General features: G+C 61.2%; 30 protein-coding genes and 1 pseudogene. 22 read left to right on the forward strand and 9 right to left on the reverse strand.

Annotated elements, in window-relative coordinates; genetic code table 11:
- Positions 1-167 precede the first annotated feature (167 nt).
- The 4 genes from ACYQ3G_RS01415 to ACYQ3G_RS01430 are packed head-to-tail and all read left to right on the forward strand — an operon-like array spanning position 168 to position 3,675.
- Positions 168-1,292 carry an ABC transporter permease gene (locus ACYQ3G_RS01415; protein WP_459821687.1) on the forward strand — a complete coding sequence of 375 codons (1,125 nt, stop codon included), beginning with the start codon at positions 168-170 and terminating at the stop codon, positions 1,290-1,292.
- Positions 1,289-2,047: an ABC transporter ATP-binding protein gene (locus ACYQ3G_RS01420; RefSeq protein ID WP_459821689.1), complete on the forward strand. Its 759-nt coding sequence runs from the start codon at positions 1,289-1,291 to the stop codon at positions 2,045-2,047. Before ACYQ3G_RS01415 ends, ACYQ3G_RS01420 begins: the two co-directional genes overlap by 4 nt.
- Positions 2,047-3,057, forward strand: coding sequence for an MlaD family protein (locus ACYQ3G_RS01425; protein WP_459821691.1), 1,011 nt, complete (start codon positions 2,047-2,049; stop codon positions 3,055-3,057). The genes ACYQ3G_RS01420 and ACYQ3G_RS01425 overlap by 1 nt, the downstream gene beginning before the upstream one ends.
- A gap of 6 nt (positions 3,058-3,063) precedes the next feature.
- Positions 3,064-3,675: an ABC-type transport auxiliary lipoprotein family protein gene (locus ACYQ3G_RS01430; RefSeq protein ID WP_459821693.1), complete on the forward strand. Its 612-nt coding sequence runs from the start codon at positions 3,064-3,066 to the stop codon at positions 3,673-3,675.
- 1 nt (position 3,676) lies between these two features.
- Here ACYQ3G_RS01430 and ACYQ3G_RS01435 read toward each other — a convergent pair whose 3' ends face one another.
- The 3 genes from ACYQ3G_RS01435 to ACYQ3G_RS01445 form a co-directional block, all read right to left on the reverse strand.
- Complete coding sequence (locus ACYQ3G_RS01435; RefSeq protein WP_028577590.1) at positions 3,677-4,576, reverse strand: LOG family protein; 900 nt, start codon at positions 4,574-4,576, stop codon at positions 3,677-3,679.
- 9 nt (positions 4,577-4,585) lie between these two features.
- The gene (locus ACYQ3G_RS01440) at positions 4,586-4,975 is read right to left on the reverse strand and encodes a Rid family detoxifying hydrolase (protein ID WP_459821695.1); all 390 of its coding nucleotides are present in this window, start codon (positions 4,973-4,975) and stop codon (positions 4,586-4,588) included.
- Between the two features lie 64 nt (positions 4,976-5,039).
- Positions 5,040-5,351, reverse strand: coding sequence for a carboxymuconolactone decarboxylase family protein (locus ACYQ3G_RS01445; protein ID WP_028577588.1), 312 nt, complete (start codon positions 5,349-5,351; stop codon positions 5,040-5,042).
- 100 nt (positions 5,352-5,451) lie between these two features.
- Between ACYQ3G_RS01445 and ACYQ3G_RS01450 the strand changes: the two genes are divergently transcribed.
- From ACYQ3G_RS01450 to ACYQ3G_RS01485, 8 genes and pseudogenes are all read left to right on the forward strand, one after another.
- A complete protein-coding gene (locus ACYQ3G_RS01450; protein ID WP_459821698.1) occupies positions 5,452-5,814 on the forward strand; it encodes a NifB/NifX family molybdenum-iron cluster-binding protein in 363 nt (120 codons plus the stop codon).
- The gene (locus tag ACYQ3G_RS01455; RefSeq protein ID WP_488193057.1) at positions 5,720-6,286 is read left to right on the forward strand and encodes a YchJ family protein; all 567 of its coding nucleotides are present in this window, start codon (positions 5,720-5,722) and stop codon (positions 6,284-6,286) included. Before ACYQ3G_RS01450 ends, ACYQ3G_RS01455 begins: the two co-directional genes overlap by 95 nt.
- 6 nt (positions 6,287-6,292) lie before the next feature.
- A complete protein-coding gene (locus ACYQ3G_RS01460) occupies positions 6,293-7,552 on the forward strand; it encodes a DUF401 family protein (protein WP_459821702.1) in 1,260 nt (419 codons plus the stop codon).
- Between the two features lie 394 nt (positions 7,553-7,946).
- Entirely contained in the window at positions 7,947-8,486 is a 540-nt protein-coding gene (locus ACYQ3G_RS01465; RefSeq protein WP_459821704.1) for a virulence RhuM family protein, read from the forward strand.
- Positions 8,487-8,888: 402 nt separating this feature from the next.
- A complete protein-coding gene (tssI, locus tag ACYQ3G_RS01470; protein ID WP_459821706.1) occupies positions 8,889-11,321 on the forward strand; it encodes a type VI secretion system tip protein TssI/VgrG in 2,433 nt (810 codons plus the stop codon).
- A gap of 97 nt (positions 11,322-11,418) precedes the next feature.
- Positions 11,419-11,760, forward strand: coding sequence for a hypothetical protein (locus ACYQ3G_RS01475; protein WP_459821708.1), 342 nt, complete (start codon positions 11,419-11,421; stop codon positions 11,758-11,760).
- Positions 11,761-11,911: 151 nt separating this feature from the next.
- Positions 11,912-12,622 carry a bacteriophage T4 gp5 trimerization domain-containing protein gene (locus tag ACYQ3G_RS01480; RefSeq protein ID WP_459821710.1) on the forward strand — a complete coding sequence of 237 codons (711 nt, stop codon included), beginning with the start codon at positions 11,912-11,914 and terminating at the stop codon, positions 12,620-12,622.
- Between the two features lie 494 nt (positions 12,623-13,116).
- Positions 13,117-13,923: pseudogene (locus ACYQ3G_RS01485) on the forward strand (DUF6402 family protein).
- A gap of 255 nt (positions 13,924-14,178) precedes the next feature.
- Here the strand turns inward: ACYQ3G_RS01485 and ACYQ3G_RS01490 are convergent.
- Positions 14,179-14,622 (reverse strand): winged helix-turn-helix transcriptional regulator, encoded by a 444-nt coding sequence (locus tag ACYQ3G_RS01490; RefSeq protein ID WP_459821712.1) that lies wholly within the window; start codon positions 14,620-14,622, stop codon positions 14,179-14,181.
- Between the two features lie 112 nt (positions 14,623-14,734).
- Here ACYQ3G_RS01490 and ACYQ3G_RS01495 point away from each other — a divergent pair, with 112 nt between their 5' ends.
- From ACYQ3G_RS01495 to ACYQ3G_RS01530, 8 genes are all read left to right on the forward strand, one after another.
- Positions 14,735-15,349 (forward strand): flavodoxin family protein, encoded by a 615-nt coding sequence (locus ACYQ3G_RS01495; RefSeq protein WP_459821714.1) that lies wholly within the window; start codon positions 14,735-14,737, stop codon positions 15,347-15,349.
- Positions 15,350-15,515: 166 nt separating this feature from the next.
- Positions 15,516-16,331 (forward strand): nitroreductase family protein, encoded by an 816-nt coding sequence (locus ACYQ3G_RS01500; RefSeq protein ID WP_459821716.1) that lies wholly within the window; start codon positions 15,516-15,518, stop codon positions 16,329-16,331.
- A gap of 63 nt (positions 16,332-16,394) precedes the next feature.
- Positions 16,395-17,261, forward strand: a complete 867-nt coding sequence (locus ACYQ3G_RS01505) for a DMT family transporter (RefSeq protein ID WP_459821718.1) — start codon at positions 16,395-16,397, stop codon at positions 17,259-17,261.
- 135 nt (positions 17,262-17,396) lie between these two features.
- Positions 17,397-17,648: a type II toxin-antitoxin system prevent-host-death family antitoxin gene (locus ACYQ3G_RS01510; protein WP_459821720.1), complete on the forward strand. Its 252-nt coding sequence runs from the start codon at positions 17,397-17,399 to the stop codon at positions 17,646-17,648.
- Complete coding sequence (locus ACYQ3G_RS01515) at positions 17,645-17,899, forward strand: Txe/YoeB family addiction module toxin (protein WP_459821722.1); 255 nt, start codon at positions 17,645-17,647, stop codon at positions 17,897-17,899. Before ACYQ3G_RS01510 ends, ACYQ3G_RS01515 begins: the two co-directional genes overlap by 4 nt.
- Positions 17,900-18,294: 395 nt before the next feature.
- On the forward strand, positions 18,295-18,672 hold the full coding sequence (locus tag ACYQ3G_RS01520) for a CGGC domain-containing protein (RefSeq protein ID WP_459821724.1): 378 nt from the start codon (positions 18,295-18,297) through the stop codon (positions 18,670-18,672).
- Between the two features lie 20 nt (positions 18,673-18,692).
- The gene (locus ACYQ3G_RS01525; RefSeq protein WP_459821726.1) at positions 18,693-19,133 is read left to right on the forward strand and encodes an iron-sulfur cluster assembly scaffold protein; all 441 of its coding nucleotides are present in this window, start codon (positions 18,693-18,695) and stop codon (positions 19,131-19,133) included.
- A gap of 49 nt (positions 19,134-19,182) precedes the next feature.
- Complete coding sequence (locus ACYQ3G_RS01530; RefSeq protein WP_028577575.1) at positions 19,183-19,479, forward strand: DUF5320 domain-containing protein; 297 nt, start codon at positions 19,183-19,185, stop codon at positions 19,477-19,479.
- Between the two features lie 73 nt (positions 19,480-19,552).
- On the opposite strand, the gene ACYQ3G_RS01535 is transcribed toward ACYQ3G_RS01530, so the two are convergent.
- Positions 19,553-20,752 carry a methyltransferase domain-containing protein gene (locus ACYQ3G_RS01535; RefSeq protein ID WP_459821728.1) on the reverse strand — a complete coding sequence of 400 codons (1,200 nt, stop codon included), beginning with the start codon at positions 20,750-20,752 and terminating at the stop codon, positions 19,553-19,555.
- A 110-nt stretch (positions 20,753-20,862) separates the two neighbouring features.
- Here ACYQ3G_RS01535 and ACYQ3G_RS01540 point away from each other — a divergent pair, with 110 nt between their 5' ends.
- Both ACYQ3G_RS01540 and ACYQ3G_RS01545 read left to right on the forward strand, forming a co-directional pair.
- Positions 20,863-21,144: a type II toxin-antitoxin system RelE/ParE family toxin gene (locus ACYQ3G_RS01540; protein WP_459821730.1), complete on the forward strand. Its 282-nt coding sequence runs from the start codon at positions 20,863-20,865 to the stop codon at positions 21,142-21,144.
- Positions 21,145-21,158: 14 nt separating this feature from the next.
- Positions 21,159-21,461, forward strand: a complete 303-nt coding sequence (locus tag ACYQ3G_RS01545) for a HigA family addiction module antitoxin (RefSeq protein ID WP_459821732.1) — start codon at positions 21,159-21,161, stop codon at positions 21,459-21,461.
- Between the two features lie 73 nt (positions 21,462-21,534).
- Here ACYQ3G_RS01545 and ACYQ3G_RS01550 read toward each other — a convergent pair whose 3' ends face one another.
- From ACYQ3G_RS01550 to ACYQ3G_RS01565, 4 genes are all read right to left on the reverse strand, one after another.
- Positions 21,535-21,729: a ferredoxin gene (locus ACYQ3G_RS01550; RefSeq protein WP_459821734.1), complete on the reverse strand. Its 195-nt coding sequence runs from the start codon at positions 21,727-21,729 to the stop codon at positions 21,535-21,537.
- Positions 21,726-22,880, reverse strand: coding sequence for a pyridoxal phosphate-dependent aminotransferase (locus ACYQ3G_RS01555; RefSeq protein WP_459821736.1), 1,155 nt, complete (start codon positions 22,878-22,880; stop codon positions 21,726-21,728). Before ACYQ3G_RS01555 ends, ACYQ3G_RS01550 begins: the two co-directional genes overlap by 4 nt.
- A gap of 167 nt (positions 22,881-23,047) precedes the next feature.
- On the reverse strand, positions 23,048-23,362 hold the full coding sequence (locus tag ACYQ3G_RS01560) for a HigA family addiction module antitoxin (protein ID WP_459821738.1): 315 nt from the start codon (positions 23,360-23,362) through the stop codon (positions 23,048-23,050).
- Positions 23,363-23,375: 13 nt separating this feature from the next.
- Complete coding sequence (locus tag ACYQ3G_RS01565; RefSeq protein ID WP_459821740.1) at positions 23,376-23,657, reverse strand: type II toxin-antitoxin system RelE/ParE family toxin; 282 nt, start codon at positions 23,655-23,657, stop codon at positions 23,376-23,378.
- Positions 23,658-23,877: the final 220 nt, after the last annotated feature.

Raw genomic sequence — 23,877 nt, forward strand, 5'->3', positions numbered from 1 at the left:
CGGCTTGATCGAGGACGCCGCGGTGTCTTCAGGCCCCTTTGTCACACCCTGGTCGCAGTTTCAAGATCGGGAATCCCGTCACAAGACGCCGGGCGGCGCCTCCGCAGAGTAGACGGCCTGTCCGCCCTCGGCTATGAGGTCCGAATATCGAACAATTCGACCGCACCATGAACAGCACTGCCAATCTCGACATCGCCACCCGGTCCGACGCCCTGTCCCTGACGCTGCGGGGCGCGCTGAACCTGCAGTCCGTCCCGGACATCCTGGACCGGCTCGCCCACGTCCCGCACCCGCTGCCGACACGTATCCGCGTCGATCTGGGCGGGGTGACGCGCATGGACGACTGCGGCGCCCTGGTCATCATGGAGCTCAGGCGCCTGGCCGAAGCGTCCGGCGGGAAGCTCGAAATGGAGCGCACCCCGGACCACGTTCGTGAACTCCTGGACTTCCTGCGCCTTGACTCCCCGCCCGAGCCGGGCCCCATCCGCCGCACCAGACCGGACCTCCTGACGCGCTTCGGCGAAAAGACCATGCACGTCGTCGACCAGACCGCCAGCCATGTCGCCTTCGTCGGCGAGACGACCACGGCCCTGGCCTCCCTCCTGGTCCACCCCGGACGGCTGCGCCTCGGCGACACGATCTCCTACATGCAGCGCGTCGGGGTGGACGCCCTGCCCATCGTCGGCCTCATCAGCTTCCTGCTGGGGCTGATCATGGCCTTCATGTCCGCGGTGCAGCTGCAGCAGTTCGGGGCCAACATCTACGTCGCCTCCCTAGTGGCCCTGGCCATGGTCCGGGAGCTGGGGCCCATCATGACGGCCATCATCGTGGCCGGGCGTTCGGGCTCGGCCTTTGCCGCCGAAATCGGGACCATGAGGGTGTCCGAGGAAGTGGACGCCCTGATCACCATGGGCTTCAAGCCGGCCATGTTCCTCGTGGCCCCCAAGGTCATCGCCTCGGTCCTGGTCGTGCCGCTGCTGACGGTTTTTTCCAACCTCTTCGCCATCGCCGGCGGCCTCGTCATCGGCGTGGGCACCCTGAACCTGACCCTGAACGCCTACATGACCCAGACCATGAGCACCCTGTCCATCTTCGACATCAACTGGGGGCTGTTCAAGAGCGTCATCTTCGCGGTGCTCATCTCCACAGTGGGCTGCTTCAAGGGCTACCGCGTGCGCGGCGGGGCGGCCAGCGTCGGCCAGGCCACGACCTCGGCCGTGGTCACAAGCATCTTCCTGGTCGTCCTGACGGACTCCGTCCTGGCCGTGATCCTGAGGTACTGGCGGCCATGAGCGCGCCCGTCATCACCGTACGAGGTCTGACCATGGGCTTCGGGGACCATGTCGTCATGCGCGACCTGAATTTCGACATCCACGCCGGCGAAGTCTTCGTCATCCTCGGCGGCAGCGGCTGCGGCAAGTCGACCCTGCTCAAGCACATGGTCGGACTGTACAGGCCCATGGCCGGAGGCATCAGCATCGCCGGCATGAACATGGACCCCGACGACGACGCATCCTACAGACGCATTCTGGCCCGCATCGGCGTCATGTACCAGGGAGGGGCGCTCTTCTCCTCCATGACCCTGGGCGAGAACGTGGCCCTGCCCATCACCGAGTACTCGGGCCTTCGGGGACGGGCCGTGGACGACCTGGTCCGCCTCAAGCTGCGCCAGGTCGGGCTGGAGGGCTTCGAGCATCATCTGCCGGAGGAACTCTCGGGCGGCATGAGGAAGCGGGCCGCCATCGCCCGCGCCCTGGCCCTGAACCCCGAGATTCTCTTCCTGGACGAGCCCTCGGCCGGCCTGGACCCCATCAGTTCGGCCGGACTCGACGCGCTCATTCTGCGCCTCAACCGGACCCTGGGCACGACCTTCGTGGTCGTGACCCACGAGCTGTCCTCCATCCTGACCATCGCCTCGCGGGTGGTCATGCTCGACGCGGCGTCGAAATCCATCATCGCCGAAGGCGACCCGCACGAACTCAAGGAAAAAAGCGCGCACCCCTTCGTGCGCCAATTCTTCAACCGCCAGCCCGGGATGGAGGGATAATGGCTTCCTCTCGCGTCAATTTTTCCGTGGGCCTGTTCATGACCGCCGGGCTCGGCCTGGCCACCCTGGCCATCATCTGGCTCGGCATGACCTCCTTCCTGCGCAAGGGCGAACTCTACGTGACCTACTTCGACGAATCCGTGCAGGGCCTGAACGTCGACTCGCCGGTCAAGTACCGCGGCGTGCCCGTGGGCCGCGTCCAGGCCATCCGCATCGCCCCGGACTACCACCTCATCGAGGTCGTCATCCAGGTGGACGACGAGCACGCGGGTGACGAGAAGCGCTTCGCGGGCAGCGTCGCGGCCATCTCCAACGTCGGCATCACCGGCGCCATGTTCGTGGAGATCGACAAGCGCACGCCCCTGGACGGCCCGACGCCGGCCCTCGACTTCACGCCGGAACACCCGGTCATCGCCTCCAAGCCCTCGGACATCCGCAAGCTGTTCCGGGAGATCAACGACATCGCCGCCCAGATCAAGGCCATCGACTTCAGGGGGATCTCCGACCAGGCCAAAAACGCCTTCAGCTCCCTGGACAACGCCGTGGCCCAGGCCCGCATCGGCGACATTTCCGCGGACATCCGCACGCTCCTGGCCAGCATCAACGCTGCCGCCAGCCCGCAGCGCCTGCAGTCCATGGCCAGGAACGTGGACGGCAGCATCGAGGCCTCGCGCAGGCTCATGGACAAGGCCACTGAGGAACTGACGCGCATGGACGCCGTGCTGGCGCAGTTCCAGGCCATGCTCGACGCCAACCGGCCCCACGTCGACACGACCATGGGCGCCCTGGCCGGTGCGGCCCTCAAGACCGACGCCTTCATGACCCAGAGCCAGGCGACCATGCTGCAGATGCAGGCCACCATCCGCGACCTCGAAGACAGACTGTCCGCCACGGCCGAGAACATGGAACAGACCTCGGGCAACCTGAACGCCCTCATCACGAGCGTGAAGGACCAGCCCGCCCAGCTCCTGTTCGGAGAACCCAAAGCCCCCCGGGCAACCGAGGAGTAGAATACCATGCACATCCGCCTGATCGCCCTCGCCATCCTCGTCCTGGCCCTGACGGGCTGCGGCGCGGCCCGCACCGCGGCGCCCGACACCCGCTACTACACCCTGGAGTACGATCCCCCGGCGGTGTCCGGGGAACGGGCGCAGGCAGTCCTCAGCGTCAGCCGCTTCGGCGTGGCCCCGGAGTACAACACGGCCAAGATCGTCTACCGCGACCTGTCCTTCGGCCGTCAGGAATATCATTACCACCAGTGGCGCAGCGCGCCCCAGATCCTGGCCGCCGACTACCTGCGCCGCGACCTGCAGGCCAGCGGCCTGTTCCTGGCAGTGGCCGGGCCGGGTTCGGCCCTGCCTGCCACCCACCGTATCGAGGGCATGGTCGAGGAATGGCTGGAAGTGGACGGTCAGGACCGCTGGCTGGCCACGGCCGAACTGACCGTCACCCTGCTGGACCTGCGGGCCGCCTCCGCGCCCGACATGGTCCTGTTCCAGCGCACCTACCGCGAGTCCGAGCCCAGCGCCAAAAAAAATCCCGGCTCGGTGGTCGAAGCCATGAGCCGGGTCATGCGCGCGCTCTCCGGGCGAATCATCGCCGACGTGCGCGGTGCGGTGGGGAACTGAACTAGTACTTGCCGTCCGTGGTCGGGCCGTTGCTGGCCGAGATGATCTCCCAGGCCTCCTCGGCCGTGCTGACGTAGCGGAAGATCTTCAGATCCTCCTCGTTGATGGTGCCCTCCTCCACCAGCGCCTCGAAGTTGATGACCTTCTGCCAGAAACGCCGGCCGAAGAGCAGGACCGGGATGGGCTTGACCTTGCGCGTCTGGATGAGGGTCAGGGTCTCGAAGAGCTCGTCCATGGTCCCGAAGCCGCCAGGGAAGGCCACCATGGCCTTGGCCCGCATCAAGAGGTGCATCTTGCGGATAGCGAAGTAGTGGAACTGGAAGCTCAGCTCCGGGGTGATGTAGGGGTTGGGTTCCTGCTCGAAGGGCAGGACGATGTTCATGCCGATGCTGATGGCGTCCACGTCGTGGGCGCCCTGGTTGGCCGCGCCCATGATGCCGCCGCCCCCGCCGGTCACGACCACGTGCCCGTGCCTGTCCATGCTCTCGGCGATGAGCCTGCCGAGCTTGCGGGCCTCGGAGTAGTACCGGCTGTTGGTCATGGCCGTGCGGGCCCGGACGAGTTCCTGCTGCAGCACGAGGTCGTCGGGGTTCTTCTTCAGCCCGTCCATGACCTTCTCCAGCCGGATGCTGGCCTGCTCGGGGTCGAGAATGCGGGCGCTGCCGAAGACGACGATGGTCGACTCGATCTGGTGCTCCTGCAGGGTCAGTTCGGGCTTGAGCAGTTCCAGCTGCAGTCGCACGGGCCGCAGTTCCTGACGCAGCAGAAACTCCTGATCCTGGAAGGCCAGGCGGTAGGAGTCGGAGGTGCACTGGGGCGTGCCCTTGTGCCGCTGGGCGGCCTGGGCATCCTCGTTGGCCGAGGGAAAAACGCCGAAACGTCGGGTTCGCTTGTTGACCATGAATGTTCCTTAGGGCCGGGCCACGGCCACGCACTTCACTTCGACCACTCCGCCAAGGGGCAGGGCCGAGACCTGCACGGCGGCGCGGGCCGGCCTGTGTCCGGCCATGAATTCGTCGTAGATGGCGTTGAAGAGTTTGAAGTTGGACAGGTCCGTGACGAACACGTCCACGCTGACGACGTCGGTCACGCCGCAACCGGCAGCGGCCAGGATGGCGCCCACGTTGGCCAGGGACTGACGGGCCTGGGCCTCGAAATCCGGGCCGGCGAAGGCGCCAGTGGCGGGCACGAGGCCCAGTTGGCCGCTGACGTATACGAATCCCGCGGCGCGCACGGCCTGGGAGTAGGGACCCACGGCGGCCGGGGCCTTGTCCGTGGCGATGAATTCCATTTTCTGCATGGTGCACTCCAAGCGAAAGCGGCCCCATGAGGCCGCTCTCCATGAAATCAGGTTCGAAAAAGGGCTATTCGAGGACTTTTTCCAGCCAGTCCAGAGCCGCCGCGACGGTAGGGAATCCGATGGTGCTGGTCAAGATGATGACCGCGTGCCGCACCTCCGCGGCCGTCGCCCCGGCCTGCAGGGCCCGGCGGGCATGGCTGCGCACGGCGCCCTCGGACCGCAGGGCCACGGACGCCCCGAGCTGGACCAGCTGCATCTCCTTCTCGCCCAGCGGCCCCGCCTCCTGGGCCGTCCTGCCCAGGGTTTCGGCGGCGCCGATCAGATCCGGGTACATCTCCTGCAATTTCCGATAATGTTTCGGCTTTCCTTCGCTCATTTCCAGCCTCCTGCGGAGCTTTTCTCCGCCGTGTCGCACATTGACGTCGGTGTGAAACGATCATACGGGCAACCTGATCCGAAAAACAAGGAGTTTTGCCATGAAAATCGCCATTCCCACCGCCGGAAAACGCGTCGACGAGCACTTCGGCCATGCCCGGACCTTCACCATATTCACCCTCGACAACGACAAGGCCGTCGTCGAGGAGGAAACCTTCCTCCCGCCTTCGGGCTGCGGCTGCAAGTCCACCGTGGGCGTGACCATGCAGGGTAAGGGCGTGACCATCATGCTCGTTGGCAACATCGGCCAGGGCGCCATCAGCAAGATGGCCGAACACGGCATCACGGTCGTCAGAGGCTGCGCGGGCGATGCCCGCGACGTGCTCGGGGACTGGGCACGCGGCGCGATCGCCGACCAGCCCATCCTGTGCACCCACGAAGGCTGCAGCCACGAGGACGCGTAACATGGACTGCCCCTGCCGCTCCGGCCTGGCCTACGAAAACTGCTGCGGCCCCGTCATCGCCGGCGTAACCGTCGCCCCCACCCCCGAAGCCCTGATGCGCTCGCGCTTCACTGCCTTCACCCGCAACGAGATGGCTCACCTGCGGGAGTCCATGGTCGAAGAGCACCGGGAGGAGTTCCACGAGGACGACATCCGGCGCTGGAACAAGGAGACGGACTGGCTGGACCTCGAAATCCTGGAGGCCTCCGAGGACGGGGATGAAGGGATGGTCCGCTTCCGGGCCACGTTCCGACACAAGGGCGGCACCCAGCGCCTGACCGAGCGCAGCAGTTTCGTGCGCCGCGAGGGACGCTGGTACTACCTCGACGGCGAGCACGAGACCGAGACCGTGCGCCACGAGAATCCCAAAGTCGGCCGCAACGACCCGTGCCCCTGCGGCAGCGGTAAGAAATTCAAGAAGTGCTGCGGCTAGAACCCAATGACCGCAATCTTCTCCATCATCCTCGTTTTCGCCGTCATGCTGGCGGGCATCCGGCTCAAGCTGGGGCTGGGCCTGTCCATCCTGGCGGGCAGCTTCATGCTGGCGATCCTCTTCGGCCTCTCGCCCCTGGCCTGGCTGGGCGCCATCCCGGACGCACTGCTAACCGAAGAGACCTTCGTGCTCTGCGCCATCATCGCCGTCATCCTGGCCTTCAGCGCCCTGTATTCGGCTTCCGGCCAGTCGGAACGGTTCATGCGCGCCATCCGCGCCCAGATCCGCTCCCGCTCCCTGCTGCTGGTCTTTTTCCCGGCGCTGATCGGCCTTTTGCCCATGCCCGGCGGGGCCATCTTCTCGGCGCCCATGGTCGAAAAGGCGGCCTCGGAGCTGGCCATCCCCGCCAAAGACCAGGCCCTCATCAACTACTGGTTCCGGCACATCTGGGAGCTGGCCTGGCCCCTGTATCCGGGCCTGATCCTGGCCTCCTCCCTGGCGCACATCCCTGTGACCGGGATCGTCGCGCTCTTGTGGGCGGGCCCGCTGGTGGCCATCGGCCTGGGCTGGCTCCTGATCCTGCGCCCGGCCCTGAAAAACGCGCCCCGGCTGCCCGCCATCGCGGCCGAGTCCCGCAACGCTCAGGACTGGCTCGGCGGCCTTCCGCTCTTCACGGCCATCGCCGGGTCCATCGGCGGCGAATGGCTCTGCGCCGTGCTCTGGCCCGGCAGGCCCATGGAATACGGGGTCATCGCGGCCCTGATCCTGGCTTCCGGGGTCAGCCTGTTCATGGCCCAGGCCAAATGGACGGCGGTGCTGCGGGAAGCGGGCAAGGACAACACCATGTCCCTTTTGGCCGTGGTCGGCGCCATCTTCATCTTCAAGGAGATTCTGCACCAGGGCCACGTCGTCGACGTCCTGGCACAGGCCCTCGGCGGAGGCGGTGCGATCTACGTCATGGCCATCGTCCTGCCCTTTCTGGTGGGCTTTGTGGCCGGCCTGACCATCGCCTTCGTCGGCGCGACCTTCCCGCTTCTCTTCGGACTCGCCCAGTCCTCAGGCCAGCCCCACCTCATCCCGATCATCCTGAGCTTCGGGATGTACGCCGGGTACGCGGGCATCATGGCCTCGCCCATGCACATCTGCTACCTGATGACCTGCAACTACTTCCACCAGGACCCGGGCAAGCTCCTGCCGCGCATCCTCGTGCCCGGCCTGCTGCTCATCCCGGCGGGAGCCGTGGTGACGTGGCTCATGACCTTCTGAAGCCCGCTCGACCGGCACGGAAGATGATTACGCCCCAGGCCGATGCGTCAACCGGGCATTCCCGGCCACGCAGTTGCACGGTCCACCTGTTCGAAATTCCGATTGCTTCCACTGCAGCCCGATTTCGACAGGCCATGCACCTTGTCCCAGCGGATGAATCCGCATGTAATCAGCAAAGATCGTTTGACTTCGCATAAAATGGCCGGGCATACATGAAACACCTTTCGGGAGAAGTGCGACCACTTTCTCCTGTTTCGGCTGTAACGGACATGGCCGCAATCCGATACGCCTGTGGAGTTTTGAAAATGACCAAGTTGGAAGACCGCTGGTTGTCGATCAAGGAGATCTTCCTGCCCCGGAAAATCCTCGGCCAGGCCTTTGGAGATGCGCGGCCATGAGCGAGATCATCATCTACGAAGACCCGGACGCGCCCAACCCGGTGCAGGTTACTCTGGATGGCGACACCGTCTGGCTGACCCAGGCGCAGATGGCGGAGCTGTTTCAGGTCAAGCCCCAGAACATCACCATGCACCTGAAAAGAGTGTATGCGGACGATGAATTGCAGAAGGCGGCAACCTGTAAGGAATTCTTACAAGTTCAAGCCGGAGGGACCCGGCGGGTGGAACGTACCCGCAAGTTCTACAACCTGGACGCCATCATCTCCGTTGGTTACCGGGTCAACAGCAAGCGCGGCGTGCGATTCCGGCAATGGGCCGCATCGGTTCTGAAAGACCATCTCCTCAAAGGGTATTCCCTGAATCGACATCGCCTGGCCGAACGCGGCGTGGAAGAGGCCCGGGCCGCGCTGGACCTGTTGGCCCGCACCCTGACCACCAACAGGCCGGTTTCCGACACCGGGCAGGCCGTGGTGGCCCTGATTTCCGGCTACGCCAGGACTTGGCGGCTTCTGGATAGGGGTCTCTGTTCTGGATAGGGGGTCTCTGTTCTGGATAGGGGTCTCTGAGACCAATAACAGCCTAATTTTCTGATGTTTCTTCTCAAAAAAGCCCCTTTAAATGGCCTTAAAATCGCCAATTCTGCCCAAAATCAACCGCATTGCACTTCTCATCATCTGCCATTGCTAACAAAAACTCGAATTGCAGGCCCTCATATTTCAGCACTCAACTGAAGGGGCGGGGTGATCGCCGTCAGGCAACCCGCCGTGGCGCACATTCCGGCTTTTCTCCGTCTATCCCGTACTGACTCCGCCTCCGCCAAGTCTCTTCTCACCAGACTCCTCCCGCAAAAAGTACACACATTACCGAATAGTTATGCTGTCGCGATGCTGGCACGGTGAACGGAAAACGCGTGCCGGGACATGGCGCGGGGAGGTTTCATGCGGCATCCGACAGCAGACAGTTCGTGGTTCACCTTCGATTCTTCCGGAGAGACGGGTTTCAGGGTCTACGCCTTTTCCGGCCATGAAGAGGTGCACGAACCCTACGAGTTCGTCATCGAACTGGTTCACGAGTCCGACAACATCGATTTCGCCAAGGTCCTGGCCAGGCCCGCGTGTCTGCGCATTGCGGACAGGAGCGGCGGGGTCAGGCTCGTGCACGGCGTCGTCCGAGTCTTCGAGCAGCTGCACACGGCCAACGTGCGCACCCACTACCGCGCCACCATCGTGCCCCGACTGTGGTTCCTGGGCCTGACCAGGGACCATCGCATCTTCCAGAACCTGAGCGTGCCCCGGATCATCGAGCAGATCCTCAAGGAGCAAAACTTCACCGGCGACAGCTACGCCTTCAAATGCTTCTTCGACTACGCGCCCCGCGAGTACTGCGTGCAGTACGGCGAGACCGCCCTGCACTTCATCTCGCGCCTGTGCGAGGAGGAAGGCATCTACTTCTATTTCGAGCACCACGAGGACCGCCACGTGCTCTGCTTCTCGGACATGCAGGACGGCCCCCGCATTCACGGGGAAAGCCTGCTGCGCTTTCATCCCGGCGCGGGCACCGAGGCGGACACGGCCACGGTCCGCAGCATGGAGCCGGGCCGGGCCATCGGCAGCGACGCCTTCACCTTCCGCGAGTGGAACTTCGAGAAGACGCGCCTGGACCTGCAGGTCGGCCTGGCCGAGACCGATCCCGCCAAGGCGCCCGTCCCGCCCGGCATGACCCTGGAGCAATACCGTTACCCGCACCTCTACCAGTTGCAGAAAGACGGAAAGCGGTATGTGGACTTGGAACTGCAACGTAATCTGTGCCTGGGCGAACTCGTGCGTGCCGACACCGACGCCTCCCGCATGACGCCGGGATACGTCTTCGAACTCTACGACCACCACCGGCTGGACCTCAACCGCCGCTGGTGGGCCGTGCGCGTGGAGCACAGGGGGGAGCAGCCGCAGGTCTTGGAGCACGAGGCACCGGACCGGGGCATGACGTATGCCGCCAAGGTCCAGGCCATCCCCAACACGACCCGTTTCATCCCCGCGTCGCGCCACCCGCGATACCTCGTCCCCGGCCTGCACACGGCCATCGTGACCGGGCCGGACGGCGAAGAGATCTACCCGGACCAGTACGGCCGGGTGAAGGTGCAGTTCCACTGGGACCGGCAGGGCGGGCGCGACGAAAGGGCCAGCTGCTGGATCCGCGTGGCCCAGGGCTGGGCGGGAGGCCAGTTCGGGACCATGGCCATCCCGCGCATCGGTCACGAAGTCGTCGTGACCTTCCTGGAGGGCGACCCGGACCGGCCCATCATCACGGACCGGGTCTTCAACTCCCTCAACCCGGTCCCGTACCCTCTCCCCGAACACAAGACGCGCACGGTCTTCAAATCCATGTCCACGCCGGGGACCCAAGGCGAACCGCGAGGGTTCAATGAACTGCGCGTGGAGGACAGGAAGGGACAGGAGGAGATCTACGTCCACGCCGAGAAGGACGCGAACGTCTACGTGAAGAACGACTGGAAAGAGCACATCCTCCACGACCAGCACCGCACCATCGACAATTTCTCCTACTCCCTGGTGAAGGGCGAAGACCAGCAGACGGTCCACCGGGACCGCAAGGTCGCACTCCTGTCGAACGACCACCTGACGGTCCGTGGCAGCAGCCATTGCCGGATCGGCGACAAATGGCTCGTGGCCACGGGCCGGGAGACCCACGTGGCGGCCGGCCGCAAGATCGTCGTCGAGGCCGGTTCGGAACTGACCATCAAGGCCGGCTCAGGCTTTATCAAGATCGACCCTTCGGGCGTGTACGTTGGGGGAGCCAAGATCAAAATCAACTCGGGCGGGAGTCCGGGGAAGGGGTCGGGAGCGAAGCCGCTGCTGCCATTTTTGAGTACGAATGTAGGCGAAGTCAGTTCGTTCAAAAGAGAAGACGTCCAAAGCATGGGTAATGCTGGTTCGATATTTCCCGGCCTGGCAGAGTCTGTACCTGCAACAGTGATCTCAGAGGAGGAAATATGCAGAGCAGTGATGGCTGCAAAGAGTAGCAAAAAAGTTCAAGATGGCCTGGCAAAGGTCATGGAACTTACCCGAAGCAATGGTGTGGAATACTCTGGCTGGATTCTTGAAGACGGCCCTGGGGAATACTCTGTAAGCAATCTCAAAAAAGGCGAATCAAGGAGTGTCATTCCTAACCCAAAACCTGCAAATGCTATCGGGAATTTTCATACACATACATCATCAAGCTCTAGGCCAAGTTCTGATGACCAATACTTTGCGTCAAACGCGAAAAACAAATGTATATTCTATATGATTATCTCAGCATATGGAGAGTATCATTATATTGACGGGAATGGAGATGAAGTTTTTTGTGATAACTAATCATAATGCTTATATATATTTGTTTTGTTTGAAACGTTTTATTTTTTCAATTTCAATTTTTATCATGTTTTTTTTAAATCAGGATGGATATGCATCTATGAAAATTAAATACATACCTGGTCATTATCTAATAGAGTGCATGAATGTAGCTCGATTATACATTTATTCGACACGAGGATGGAAAGATGACGAATACATATTGAAGTATTTCCATGTTAAAAAAGATAAAAATGTTGCTGTAATAGCTGCAATACATAATTCTGTAATAGAAGATATTTGCAAAAGAATATCGAAAGATGGGTACTTGAAAGAAATCAAGCACAACCCGCTTGATGTCACGCTTCTCATTGATATTATTGACATGAGAGTACTTAGCGAAGACGATCCAGATACATTTTATCCACACCGGGGAGTTCCGCTCCCATATTCATTGCCATAGATTTACGTCTAAACTTTTGGGCTGCCAATAAAGACCCTGAGAGTCTGGGCTTGGATGCCTGAATCTCTGGGGCCAATAATCACCTATCAATAGCTTCAACCCGGTCCCGTACCCTCTCCCCGAGCACAAGACGCGCACGGTCTTCAAATCCATGTCCACGCCGGGGACCCAAGGCGAACCGCGCGGGTTCAACGAACTGCGCGTGGAGGACAGGAAGGGACAGGAGGAGATCTACGTCCATGCCGAGAAGGACGTGAACGTCTACGTGAAGAACGACTGGAAGGAGCACATCCTCCACGACCAGCACCGCACCATCGACAATTTCTCCTATTCCCTGGTGAAGGGCGAAGACCAGCAGACGGTCCACCGGGACCGCAAGGTCGAACTCCTGTCGAACGACCACCTGACGGTCCGTGGCAGCAGCCATTGCCGGATCGGCGACAAATGGCTCGTGGCCACGGGCCGGGAGACCCACGTGGCGGCGGGCCGCAAGATCGTCGTCGAGGCCGGTTCGGAACTGACCATCAAGGCCGGCTCAGGCTTTATCAAGATCGACCCTTCGGGCGTGTACGTTGGGGGAGCCAAGATCAAAATCAACTCGGAAGGGAGTCCGGGCGTGGGGTCGGGAGCGAGGCCGCTGCTGCCCATTGTCCCGGAGCATGTCGACAAATTCACGGAACATTTCATTCTGGAAAGCAACGGCCGGCCCGTGGTTGATGTCGCCTACGAAATGGAACTGGAGAGCGGGGGAATCGTCCAAGGAACGACGAATGGTGAGGGCGATACGCATGTGGAAATTGATGATGTTTCGAAAAATATTACGCTGAATTTAAATTGCTTTATCGACCCATACGTAACGTAAATAATGAATAGAAATATTATGACAAAATATTTTAGTAACAACAAAATTGTTTTTCTTATAATTATTGCTCACATTTTATTTAATTTTGATTTTTATTTCGACAGTTTTTACAAATTAGGATCAAGAAAAATTAATTATGAACGAATTAGCCCAAAAGGTAGATACAGAGTTGAATTTTATAAGCTCAATGAATTTATAACACTGATAACAAAATATGATCATTATGGCAGATATGCGAAGGTTTATGACAAAAAAAATGATAAATATATATACGAAAGCCCTGTTTATGATGGTTTTGATTGCGGTACAACATGGTTTCAGCATGAAATGCGACCAACAATATTTAATTTTTGCTTTGAAACACAACGACTGGAGTTGGAGGAGTGATGCGGTATCAAGAAGAAAAGAATCCAGTGAAAATCCAGAGCACACTGTCTTTCGAATCAAAATTGAGTCCTGCGTACATTACGCAAGGCAAGAAAGTCGAAATTGACATGTTGAAACTGAGCGATTTGCCGGGAGTGATGCGCAATATGGGATGGGTCGTCGCGCCGAAGCTCATGGAGCGATGGTTTCAAGGAGACGCCTTCGTGCTGCATGAAGATTTGATAACAACATATGATGATTATCCGTTCTCCATGCAACCGGAACATTACGACGATGAGATTGTGACCATGGATTGGGCCCTTCAATTTGATCGCTTCGCGGAAGCATATGAAACAATAATCAATCACTATTCAACAGAGAGGTCAACACTGGTTCTTGAAGAAAAACTGCGCCGCTGCGGATGGCCAACGAAATTGCCAAAACTTGGCAATACATCCATGACGGCCCGCGAACTGAACGCGACATGCCAGATCCAGACAGTACCTTGCGGCAAACTTACGGATACTATCGACGATTTTTACGGGGCAATCGGGAGAGGGATGGTGCAGATGGCCGTTGTCGGTCATGTGCATCGTGGCAAAATTGGAGAATTGTTCATCATCGAGAACGTTGGGCTGTATCTGAAGGATCGATATGAGTTTGAGGGCACTCCGTTTCTCGGCGCCTGGACCAAAACCAAGGCGTTGGGAAAAGCCGAGATGCTCTCACGTCTGTCGGCAGCAACGTCCGCGGTCGGCACGCAAATCCTCAAACTGAACAAACCCGTGTTCCATGTTTTTAACCACCATTTTCGGCAGTAGCGAGAGAAGCACGGCAAAGGTGGCGACTTCGTCATCTATTCCGACGTGAAATGGCTACCAGGAGCCGACTTTCCGCCGATTCCTCTGAACAGGGACAGGCTGGGCGGCAACTGACAAACAGAGAATACAGGCCGGACCTGTCCGGTAGACCGCGACATCAACTCGTCGTCCTGACACAAGCTCGCTGCCGAGGCCGGCTCGGAACTGGCCATCAAGGCCGGCGACAACATTATCGCCCCGTCAGGCGAGTACTTGGGCGGCGTGCAGGCCAGGCTTTGACGTGAGCCAAGGGGATCGGGGGCTAATCCGGGCTCCCGCGTCAGCCGACTCCTCGACAACGAGGCGGCGCCACCTTCCGCACGCCTTCTGTCACTCCGCCCCTGCCGCCGTGCAGACAGACGTATCCGCGAGCGGTGGACGCTCATAACCTTCCTCCCCGAAACGCCCTTCCCCGCCAAGAAACTCCTCGTATTCCACCCCCCAGGCCTGCATCTGCTTGAGAATCGGGATCAGGCTCGCGCCCATGGCCGTCAGGGAATACTCGACCCGGGGCGGCACTTCGCGGTAGACTTCGCGGTGCACCAGGCCGTCGGCCTCCAGTTCGCGCAGTTGGCGCGTCAGCATGCGCTCGGTCACGTCGGGCATGCCCCGCCGGAGCTCCCCGAAGCGCACGGCGTCGGCCAGGGAGAGGTGGTAGAGGATGATGGGCTTCCATTTCCCGCCGATGACGGACAGGGTCAGCTCAAAATAGCAGCGGTAGCGCTTTCCGCCTATCTCCTTGATCTTGCAGGGCGCAGGTCGGTCGTTGCTCATTACTATACTCCGTGTACGTACCAGACATTCAAGACAATACTTTTCAAAAACGTCGATATGTGCTCTAGCTTGGCCCGAAACACGCAGTCAATCCCAACATGGAGGACGAAATATGTACGCGATCGCAGTCAACGGCAGCCCACGCAAGGGCGGCAACACCGAAATTCTTCTGAACAGGGTTCTGGAGCCCCTGGCATCGGCCGGGTGGGAGACGGAGCTGGTCCAGGTCGGCGGACAAAAGATCCGCGGCTGCCAGGCCTGCTACAAATGCTTCGAGAACATGGACGGCCGCTGCGCCATGAAGAACGACGTCTTCAACCCGGTCATGGAGAAGCTCCTGCGGGCCGACGCCCTGATCTTCGGCTCCCCCACCTACTTCACCGACGTCTCGGCCGAGATGAAGGCGTTGCTTGACCGCGCGGGCCTCGTGGCCCTGGCCAACGGCCGGGCCTTCAAGGGCAAGATCGGCGCGGCCGTGGTGGCCGTGCGGCGCGGCGGCGCGACCCACGTCTACGACACCATCAACCACATGTTCCTCATGAACCAGATGCTCATCCCCGGCTCGGTCTACTGGAACATGGGCTACGGCCGCGACAAGGGCGAGGTCGAGGGCGACGCCGAAGGGCTTGGCAACATGAAGAATCTGGGGCAGACCATCGCCTGGCTGGGAGCGGCGATCAAACCGCATCTGGACAGCTTTCCGGCCCTGGAAAGCGTCAGCGAATAACTGACTGTTGAAAAATTCAAAATTCGCAGGCCGTTCAAAAATGGTGAGATGCAAGGAAGCGGAAAAAGCCAGGACGCGCAGTGTATTGTGCATACATAAGCGGTCTGGCTTTTTCCGCTGACGCAGCAGATCGCCATTTTTCAACGGCCTGATAAGAGGGACGCCGATGATCGACTTTAACATCGACAAGGACAAATGCATCCAGTGCGGCGAATGCGCGGCGGACTGTCCGGCCGGCATCATCGCCATGGACGAATTCCCCGCAATGACCGACGAGGGCCGCTGCTACCGCTGCCAGCACTGCTACACGGTCTGCCCGACGGGGGCCGTGTCCATCCTCGGCCTGACGCCCGAAGGGAGCGAACCGGCGAAAGACCTGCCGTCCCCGGCGCAGATGACCGACCTGATCAAGTGGCGTCGCTCCGTACGGCGCTACAGGGACGAAAACGTCCCCGCGGCCCTCATCGACGAGCTCGTCAACACCACCTGCCACGCGCCGAGCGGGGTCAACGCCCAAGGCGTCGTGTTCACGGTGGTCCGGGACAAGGCCTTCATGGACCAGCTTCGCCGCGAGACCCTGGACCGCCTTGGGGCGCTGGCCGACGCGGGCAGGCTGCCCGAGGGCATCGTCTCGCAGTACCTGGGCTTCGCCGTTAAGGCCTGGAGGACCGCAGGCAAGGACGCCATCTTCCGCGGCGCGCCGCACATGCTGCTGACGAGCACCCCGCCCGGCGTGCCCTGCGCGGTGCAGGACGCGCACATCGCCCTGACCACCTTCGAGCTCCTGGCCAGCTCCCATGGCCTTGGCACCCTGTGGGACGGCATGTTCATGATGGCCCTGGCCATCTGCCCACAGCTGCGCGAAACCCTGCGCATCCCGGCCGATCACGCCATCGGCTACGCGATGCTCTTCGGCAGGCCCGACGTCCAGTACCACCGTCCCGTCAAACGGGGCCCGGCCACGGTCAACATCCTCGAATAGAAAAAGGACCGGCGCGCGCATGCGTTCCGGTCCTTTCCTTTTGCGCAACGGAGAAATTTCCCTTTGGACACAACCGGCATCGCCCTGGCCATCCTCTCGGCCCTGTTCATGGGCACCATCGGCGTCTTCTCCAGAATCACCGGCCTGCCCGCCGAAACCGTCACCTTTTTCCGCCTCCTGCTCGGTGCGGGGTTCCTGGCCATTTTTCTCCTGGCCACCCGTCAGGCCGTGACGCTCAGACGCTGGCCGACCTGGCCCGTGATCGCCAACGGCGCGCTCCTGGCCGGGTTCATCATCTTCTACGTGCAGGCCATGAACCTGACCTCCATGGCCAACGCCATCATGCTCGTCTATCTGGCCCCGGTAGCGGCTTCGGTCTTCGCGCACTTCTTCATGGGGGAGCGGCTGAATCCCGCGGGCTGGATTCTCATCGGCCTGGCCATGCTCGGCTTCGCGGCCATGATGGAATTCCGGCTCGATTTCGCGGACGGCTCCAACCATGCCGCGGGCCTTGGCCTGGCGACCCTGGCCATGCTCTGCTACGCGGGCTTCATCCTCATGAACCGTCGCATCCGCCCCCACGTTCCGGTCATGACCCGCGCCTTTTACCAACTCCTGACCGGGGCCCTGGTCATGCTGCCCTTCTTCCTGCACTCCCGGCCCGAAATCACCCCCGGAAACGGCCTATGGCTCCTGGCCACGGGCCTGATCCCCGGCTTCCTGGCCATCACCTTCGCCGTGGCGGCCCTCAGCCGCCTGCCCGCCGCCACCTTCGGCACCCTGGCCTATTTCGAACCCCTGGCCGTGGTCTTCTTCGGCTGGACCATCTTCGGGGAAAACCTGTCTGCCCTGCAACTGGCAGGCTGCGCCACAATCATGGCCAGCGGCTGCGCCAAGGCGCTGCTCGCATCCCGCACTGCTACGCTCTGACCACGCCCCCCAGACTTACGCTGGACGTCACGCAGTCAAAACGTCCACAGTTGTCGGGGCGAAAAATCATTCGCCCCGACCCTTGTCATCTCCGCACGAATTATGTACAGAATATTGTACATACGGAGACAACCAATGAACGCCATCACCTATACCAATGCCCGCGCCAATCTGGCCCAGACCATGACCCAAGTCTGCGAGGACCACGCACCGATCATCATCACCCGGGGCAAGGACCAGTCGGTGGTCATGATGTCCCTGGAGGATTACGAAGCCCTGGAAGAAACGGCCTATCTCCTGCGCAGCCCAAAAAACGCGATGCGCTTGCTCAAGGCCATCTCCGAACTCGAATCCGGCCAGGGCCTGGAAAGAGCTTTGGCGGAATGAAACTCGTCTTCTCCGAAACCGCCTGGGAGGATTACCTTTACTGGCAGAAGACAGACACAAAGACCTTGGCCCGGATCAACCAGCTCATCCGCGAAGCCTCCCGCCAGCCGTTCACCGGCATCGGCAAGCCCGAGTCCCTCAAGCACGCTCTCAAAGGGTACTGGTCCCGAAGGATCAACGACGAACACCGCTTCGTCTACAAGACCACGGACGAGGTTCTGTTCATCGCCCAGCTTTGTTACCATTATTAGGACGAGGCGAAAAAAAAAAATTCGCACTACAAACCGCACGGGTGGCCGTATGGAAAATGAACAGACACGCGGATCTGCCCATGCGATACGACCCATTCGCGTACATCATGGGCCACGAAAATCAGGGGTCACCCATCAAATTTTGCATGCGCCCCTAATTTTTGCATGGGCAGGTTGAGCACTGCAGTGCCGCAACCCTGGCGGTCCCGAGGGTTGCGATAATGCGTCCCTGCCTTGATGCCGCTGCGCTTCCTGAAATAATTTATCTGTTATGCCGGTTAGTTGAAAGATAACCGCCCATATTTCGGCAATGGCATTGCTGTTGCTTCAGCCCTTCCAAGCATGGCCGCCATCTGAAACTGGCCGGGCACAGCACATCTTTCCACGGAGAAAACATGAAACAGATCGGCATTATCCGCTGCGAAAAAAACGAAACACGATGCCCCCTGACCTCGTGCCTCAAGGCCCTGGACCAGGGCCGCGAAGGCTTTCAGGACGGGGATGGGCACGAATTGGTGGGGGTTTTCACCTGCCGCTGCCCTGGGGACGGCGTGGCGGACATGGCCAGGATTCTGAAGAGCAAGGGGGCCGAACAGATCCATTTCTGCACGTGCATGTTCGCCCACAAGGACAAAGACGGCTGGGTCGAAGGCGACGGGCTGTGCCCGGACGCTGCCCGGTTGGCCGGGGGCGCGGCCCGCGCGGCGGGGATTCCCTGCGTGCTGGGCACGGCGCACCTGCCCAAGGGCTATCGTCCCGACATTTTCACATAAGAACACGAGGAGCTTCGCACATGGGTGATGATTTCGACCGCATCGTCGCGGTCCTGCAGGAGACCATCAACGAGGACACCAGGGAGGCATGGGGCGAGGAGGCCTTTCAGCGCTGGATCGATCCGCCCAACCGGGGCGCCCTTGCGAACGCCGACGGCGCGGCGGAACTTCGGGGGCCCTGCGGCGACTCAATGGCCATCTTCCTCAAGTTCGACGGCGAGCGGGTCGGCGCCGCGTCCTTCGAGACGGACGGTTGCGGGCCGAGCGTGGTCTGTGGGTCCATAGCCGCCGAGATGGCCGTGGGCAAAACAGCCGAGGAGATCCTCGACATCACCGGCGAAGAGGTTTTGGCCCGGGCCGGGCAGATTCCGGAGGACCACCACCATTGCGCCTTCCTGGCCGTGACATCGCTGCACGAGGCCGTGAACAGGCACATGCGCCCCGACTCCAAGGAAGGATGACATTTTTCCACACAACCGCTCCCGCGCGACCGCGGGAAGGAGGATCGTCATGCCAGCTGGTGACGGAACGGGACCCATGGGAATGGGCGCCATGACAGGCAGGGGAGCCGGATACTGCTCCGGCGCGGCAATGCCGGGCAATGCCGGCTACGGGTACGGCCGCGGGATGGGTTTCGGCGGCGGCCGGGGCTGCAGGAACCGTTTCTTTGGGGCCGGCTACCAGGGCCGCTTCGCCCCCCGCGCCGGGCTTGACCCGACCATGGAGAAACAGGCTCTGAAAAACCAGGCCGAGGCACTGCAGGCCCAACTGGACGCCATCCAGAAACGTCTCTCGGACATGGAATAATCCAACCCTCGACACGACGGCCGCCCCGCACAGGAGCGGCCGTCACCTTTTTCGGGCAGCAGGGATGCGGCCGTCAGCCCGCGGCGCCCCAGACCGCGTGCACCGGGTCCGAATGCTGGATCATGGGATAGTAGCGGTCCCGTGCGTCCATGGGCCGGGGCCAGCCGCGCTCGGACAATGTGGACAAATCCTTGAAGAGGCCGCTCTTTCGAAAATATTCCGTGACCAGCCCAACCCGCTCGAACTCGTGCAGTTCGGTCCAAATCCGTACGGCCTGATCCGGGAACCAGCGGTGGGAGAAGACCACGGCGCACAGCCCTCCGGGTTCCAGCACCCGCGCGATCTCGCGGAAGACCTCCACGGGCCGGGTCAGGTATTCCACGGACAGGCTGCAGATCACGGCGTCGAAAGCGCGGTCCGCGAACGGCAGGACCGGGTCGGCGTTCAGGTCGTGTACCACGTGGGACGACAGGGCCGGATTCTCGCCCATCTCCTCCGCGTTCATACCCAGGCCCGTGGCCGTGACGCCTTCCGGCAGATGGGACTGCCAGCCGGCCATGAGGTCCAGTATGCGCTTCCTGCCGGGCAAAAGGCGCGCATAGACCTTGGTAATGTTCTCGCGCGCCTGGCTGTCCACATGGGCGACCTTGCGCGGCGTGGCGTAGAACGCGGCGTCGCCCTCCCCCAACGGCTTTTCCAGCGGCGCGGCCAGGCCGAAATCCGTCCCCCTGTCCGCCTTGCGCTTGAGCCCCGGCCCATCGGTCAGGGCGCAGATCCAGTCCTGGCACTGCCCGCCGAACTCCGCCTGCTTGGTCCAGACGGCCAGCGGCGTAATTTCGAGCCGCGCCTGCACATCGGCCAGGGGATGGTTCAGATCGACGGTCAGCGTGTCCTCGCCTGTATTGATGACCCGAAACGGCTGGATGTTCTGCGGATAGATGCCGGGCAGGCCGCGCAGCAAGCCCTGCGGGTAGAAACGGCCCTGGGCCGGGACAATGGGGGGAAGGTCCGGCGCAACCTTGAAGGCCTTTCGCGGCACGGTCACGACCTTGCGCATGTCCCGCACCGGCACATGAACTCCAGGCTTCAGGTCCACATGCCGGGATCCCCCTTCCTCCAGGCCGAGGATTTCCTTCTCCAGCCCCGCAGGAAATACATCGCGCCACAGGTTCACGTTCTGGGCATAAAAACTGTCTTCATGGCGCACCCCGTGCTCTTCCCAGTGCAGGCGGAACAGGATGTTGGCCAGGGTATCGTTGGAAATGGCGGTCATGACTGCCTCCGGTATGTTTTGACAATAAATAATAAAATTTCTCAGTAAGAAGATTCACCACGCAGTCAAGCGGAGTTGCCAATATGAACGCGACGCGTTATTAGCACTTCATGATCATCTCATTTGCTTGCAAGGAAACCGACAGACTCTTCCGTGAGCGAACTTCGCGAAAAATTCCCCCGGACATTCAACGAGTTTCCTTGCGCAAACTGCTGCAACTGCATGCGGCGGTTGACTTGAATTTTCTTCGCGTGCCACCAGGCAATCGGCTCGAAAGCCTGTCTGGAGACCGCTCCGGACAACACAGCATACGCATCAACGAACAATGGCGCATCTGTTTCACATGGCGTGACGGCAATGCGCACGATGTGGAAATCGTGGATTACCACTAATGGAGCACAACACCATGAAGAACCTGATTCCAGGCCCCATCCATCCCGGAGAAATTCTGCTCGAGGATTTCATGAAGCCCCTGGCCATTACCCAGTACGCGCTGGCCAAGGCCATCAGCGTTCCTCCCCGCCGCATCAACGAGATCGTGCACGGGAAAAGAGCCATCAGCGCGGACACGGCGCTAAGGCTCGGCCGCTATTTCGGCGTGGATCCTCAGTCGTGGATGAACCTGCAATCGCACTATGAGCTTGAGGTTGCAGCTCAAAATCTTGGGGAAAAATTGGAAAGCGAAGTCAACCCTCGCAGCGCTGCCTAAGCGAGTCATATCCTGCAACGAAAAGGGGCGCTCCATGCGGGGCGCCCCTTTTGTGTTCATTTTCCAATGTCCACTATTCTATGACCTCTATGCAGTCGTCCGGGCAGTAGGACGCGGCCTTGCGGGCCAGGTCTTCCTCGCAGGGGTTCTTGAGGATCACGGCCACGTGGGCGGCCTCGTCGTAGGCGAAAATCTCCGGGGCCAGCTCCACGCAGGCCAGGCAGCCCGAGCAGCACGGCCGGTTCAGGGCCACTTCGACCATGTTCATTTGAGGCCTCCCAGATATTTTTCGAGACGGCGCATGCCCTCCTCGATGTTCTCGATGGAGTTGGCGTAGGAAAAGCGGATGTAGCCCTCGCCGCCGGGACCGAAGTCCACGCCGGGCGCCACGCCAACGCCGGCCTTCTCCAGCAGGTCGAAGGTGAACTGCATGGAGTCGTTCGTGAACTTCTTCGCGTTGGCGAAGACGTAGAACGCGCCCGTCGGCTCGACCTCGATGCCGAAGCCCAGCTCCCTGAGCCTCCCGATCATGTACCTGCGCCGTTGGTCGTAGACGGCCTTCATGCGCTCCACGTCCGGCCCCGCCTGCGTCAGCGCGGCCACGCCGGCCCACTGGGCGATGGAGCTGGTGCACAGGAAGAAGTTCTGCTGCATGGTCTGCAGGCGCTTCATGTAGACCCTGGGCGCAATGACGTAGCCCAGGCGCCAGCCGGTCATGGCGTAGAGCTTGGAGAAGCCGTTGAAGACGAAGCAGTTGTCCGTGAATTCCAGCGCCGTGTGCTCCTGCCCTTCGTAGACCAGGCCGTGGTAGATCTCGTCGGAGAAAAGCGGCGCCCCCAGCTCGGCCAGCCCGCAGTAGACCTCGGGGCTGACGAGCGTGCCCGTGGGGTTGGACGGGGAGTTGACCAGGATGCCGCGCACGTCCTCGCCCATGCGGGCCTTGACCTGATCGACGCGGAACTGGAAGCCGTCGGCCTCGCGCACGGGCACGAAGTCCGGCACGGCGCCGGTGAAGCGGATGAAGTTCGGGTAGCAGGCGTAGCTCGGGTCCGACAGCAGGACCCGTTCGCCTGGCCGGCAGAGGAGCGAGAAGACCAGCAGCATGGACGGCGACGTGCCCGAGGTGACGAGCACCTGGTCGGGATGGACGTCCACGCCGTACTTGGCGTGGTAGTGGGCGCAGATGGCCTCGCGCAGCTCGATGATGCCCAGGGAGTGGGTGTATTGGCAGCGGCCGTCGCGGATGGCCTTGCAGGCGGCGTCCTTGACGCACTCGGGCGTGTCGAAGTCGGGCTCGCCGATCTGCAGGTGCACGACGTCCCGCCCCTGGCTCTCCAGGGCGCAGGCCCGCTCCAGCACGTCCATGACCTTGAAGGAACTGAGGTCCTGGCAGCACGGGTTGATGCGGCATTCGTTCATGAAAATCCCCCTCGCAAGTTGTGATAGGGGCCGCTTATACCCGTTCGGGGGAAAGCTCAAATTCTTAGACGAGAGTAGTCAGCCGTGATGCGAGGGATTTCCCACCAATCTTTAAGGAAGTCAGAGAAAGGTCGGCAAGGCAGGAAGGAATCATCCAATAATTCGCGTCAGGCCACACGCAACGGTTTGATGTTGCGCATTTCGTCCGCAAGAGCCAGCTTCGCCTGATGGAGATCGACGGCCCGTTGCAAATTCAACCAAAAATCAGCCGAGTTGCCGAAGAACTTTGCCAGCCGAAGAGCCATCTCGGGACTGACCGCGCGACGCTCGCGCAGCAACTCATTGATCGACTGCCGGGAAACTCCCAGGGCGGAAGCGAGCCCGCTGACGGTGAGCTCGTAATCGGTCATAAATTCATCGCGCAGGATCTCACCGGGGTGGACAGGGCGGCGTTGCAATGGTCTCTTATTGGGAATGCTCATGAGGCACACCTCCTTAGTGGTAGTCGCAGATCTCGACATCAAAGGCGTCACCGTCCGCAAAACGGAAGCAGATGCGCCATTGATCGTTGACGGAGATCGAATGTTGGCCGGTTCGATCGCCTTCAAGCAGGTGCAGGCGGTTTCCGGGAGGAACACGCAGGTCTTCGACCTGACATGCGGCGTCGATAGCGGAGAGCTTTCGCAAAGCGCGGCGGGCGATGTCAGGGGGCAGTCGTCCCGCCTTTCCGCTCACCCAGAACTGCTCGGTCTGCTTGTCCGCGAACGACTTGATCATGCGGGCCCCTGTAATGCGTCACGTGACAAAAGTCAAATCCAGTCCCCAGGTCACGGCGAAAACCGGCCCAAAACCGCGCCTTGCCTCCCGCCGCCTATCATATTATGGCTTCGCCACCTCGCGTCCGTCCGCCGGGCGCATGAGCACACCACAATAATTCCATTCCGTTTCCCGTCGACGTCGCCCCGCGCATCGCAAGCGGTGAGTTTGCGCTCATCGG

Source organism: Desulfomicrobium salsuginis, assembly GCF_054657795.1.

What these genes read in the sequence shown, in the direction of transcription:
- ACYQ3G_RS01415 (WP_459821687.1), top strand. Translation starts at nt 168, where the DNA reads ATGAACAGCACTGCCAATCTCGACATCGCCACCCGGTCCGACGCCCTG.
- ACYQ3G_RS01420 (WP_459821689.1), top strand. Translation starts at nt 1,289, where the DNA reads ATGAGCGCGCCCGTCATCACCGTACGAGGTCTGACCATGGGCTTCGGG.
- ACYQ3G_RS01425 (WP_459821691.1), top strand. Translation starts at nt 2,047, where the DNA reads ATGGCTTCCTCTCGCGTCAATTTTTCCGTGGGCCTGTTCATGACCGCC.
- ACYQ3G_RS01430 (WP_459821693.1), top strand. Translation starts at nt 3,064, where the DNA reads ATGCACATCCGCCTGATCGCCCTCGCCATCCTCGTCCTGGCCCTGACG.
- ACYQ3G_RS01435 (WP_028577590.1), bottom strand. Translation starts at nt 4,576, where the DNA reads ATGGTCAACAAGCGAACCCGACGTTTCGGCGTTTTTCCCTCGGCCAAC.
- ACYQ3G_RS01440 (WP_459821695.1), bottom strand. Translation starts at nt 4,975, where the DNA reads ATGCAGAAAATGGAATTCATCGCCACGGACAAGGCCCCGGCCGCCGTG.
- ACYQ3G_RS01445 (WP_028577588.1), bottom strand. Translation starts at nt 5,351, where the DNA reads ATGAGCGAAGGAAAGCCGAAACATTATCGGAAATTGCAGGAGATGTAC.
- ACYQ3G_RS01450 (WP_459821698.1), top strand. Translation starts at nt 5,452, where the DNA reads ATGAAAATCGCCATTCCCACCGCCGGAAAACGCGTCGACGAGCACTTC.
- ACYQ3G_RS01455 (WP_488193057.1), top strand. Translation starts at nt 5,720, where the DNA reads ATGCCCGCGACGTGCTCGGGGACTGGGCACGCGGCGCGATCGCCGACC.
- ACYQ3G_RS01460 (WP_459821702.1), top strand. Translation starts at nt 6,293, where the DNA reads ATGACCGCAATCTTCTCCATCATCCTCGTTTTCGCCGTCATGCTGGCG.
- ACYQ3G_RS01465 (WP_459821704.1), top strand. Translation starts at nt 7,947, where the DNA reads ATGAGCGAGATCATCATCTACGAAGACCCGGACGCGCCCAACCCGGTG.
- tssI (WP_459821706.1), top strand. Translation starts at nt 8,889, where the DNA reads ATGCGGCATCCGACAGCAGACAGTTCGTGGTTCACCTTCGATTCTTCC.
- ACYQ3G_RS01475 (WP_459821708.1), top strand. Translation starts at nt 11,419, where the DNA reads ATGAAAATTAAATACATACCTGGTCATTATCTAATAGAGTGCATGAAT.
- ACYQ3G_RS01480 (WP_459821710.1), top strand. Translation starts at nt 11,912, where the DNA reads ATGTCCACGCCGGGGACCCAAGGCGAACCGCGCGGGTTCAACGAACTG.
- ACYQ3G_RS01490 (WP_459821712.1), bottom strand. Translation starts at nt 14,622, where the DNA reads ATGAGCAACGACCGACCTGCGCCCTGCAAGATCAAGGAGATAGGCGGA.
- ACYQ3G_RS01495 (WP_459821714.1), top strand. Translation starts at nt 14,735, where the DNA reads ATGTACGCGATCGCAGTCAACGGCAGCCCACGCAAGGGCGGCAACACC.
- ACYQ3G_RS01500 (WP_459821716.1), top strand. Translation starts at nt 15,516, where the DNA reads ATGATCGACTTTAACATCGACAAGGACAAATGCATCCAGTGCGGCGAA.
- ACYQ3G_RS01510 (WP_459821720.1), top strand. Translation starts at nt 17,397, where the DNA reads ATGAACGCCATCACCTATACCAATGCCCGCGCCAATCTGGCCCAGACC.
- ACYQ3G_RS01515 (WP_459821722.1), top strand. Translation starts at nt 17,645, where the DNA reads ATGAAACTCGTCTTCTCCGAAACCGCCTGGGAGGATTACCTTTACTGG.
- ACYQ3G_RS01520 (WP_459821724.1), top strand. Translation starts at nt 18,295, where the DNA reads ATGAAACAGATCGGCATTATCCGCTGCGAAAAAAACGAAACACGATGC.
- ACYQ3G_RS01525 (WP_459821726.1), top strand. Translation starts at nt 18,693, where the DNA reads ATGGGTGATGATTTCGACCGCATCGTCGCGGTCCTGCAGGAGACCATC.
- ACYQ3G_RS01530 (WP_028577575.1), top strand. Translation starts at nt 19,183, where the DNA reads ATGCCAGCTGGTGACGGAACGGGACCCATGGGAATGGGCGCCATGACA.
- ACYQ3G_RS01535 (WP_459821728.1), bottom strand. Translation starts at nt 20,752, where the DNA reads ATGACCGCCATTTCCAACGATACCCTGGCCAACATCCTGTTCCGCCTG.
- ACYQ3G_RS01540 (WP_459821730.1), top strand. Translation starts at nt 20,863, where the DNA reads ATGATCATCTCATTTGCTTGCAAGGAAACCGACAGACTCTTCCGTGAG.
- ACYQ3G_RS01545 (WP_459821732.1), top strand. Translation starts at nt 21,159, where the DNA reads ATGAAGAACCTGATTCCAGGCCCCATCCATCCCGGAGAAATTCTGCTC.
- ACYQ3G_RS01550 (WP_459821734.1), bottom strand. Translation starts at nt 21,729, where the DNA reads ATGAACATGGTCGAAGTGGCCCTGAACCGGCCGTGCTGCTCGGGCTGC.
- ACYQ3G_RS01555 (WP_459821736.1), bottom strand. Translation starts at nt 22,880, where the DNA reads ATGAACGAATGCCGCATCAACCCGTGCTGCCAGGACCTCAGTTCCTTC.
- ACYQ3G_RS01560 (WP_459821738.1), bottom strand. Translation starts at nt 23,362, where the DNA reads ATGAGCATTCCCAATAAGAGACCATTGCAACGCCGCCCTGTCCACCCC.
- ACYQ3G_RS01565 (WP_459821740.1), bottom strand. Translation starts at nt 23,657, where the DNA reads ATGATCAAGTCGTTCGCGGACAAGCAGACCGAGCAGTTCTGGGTGAGC.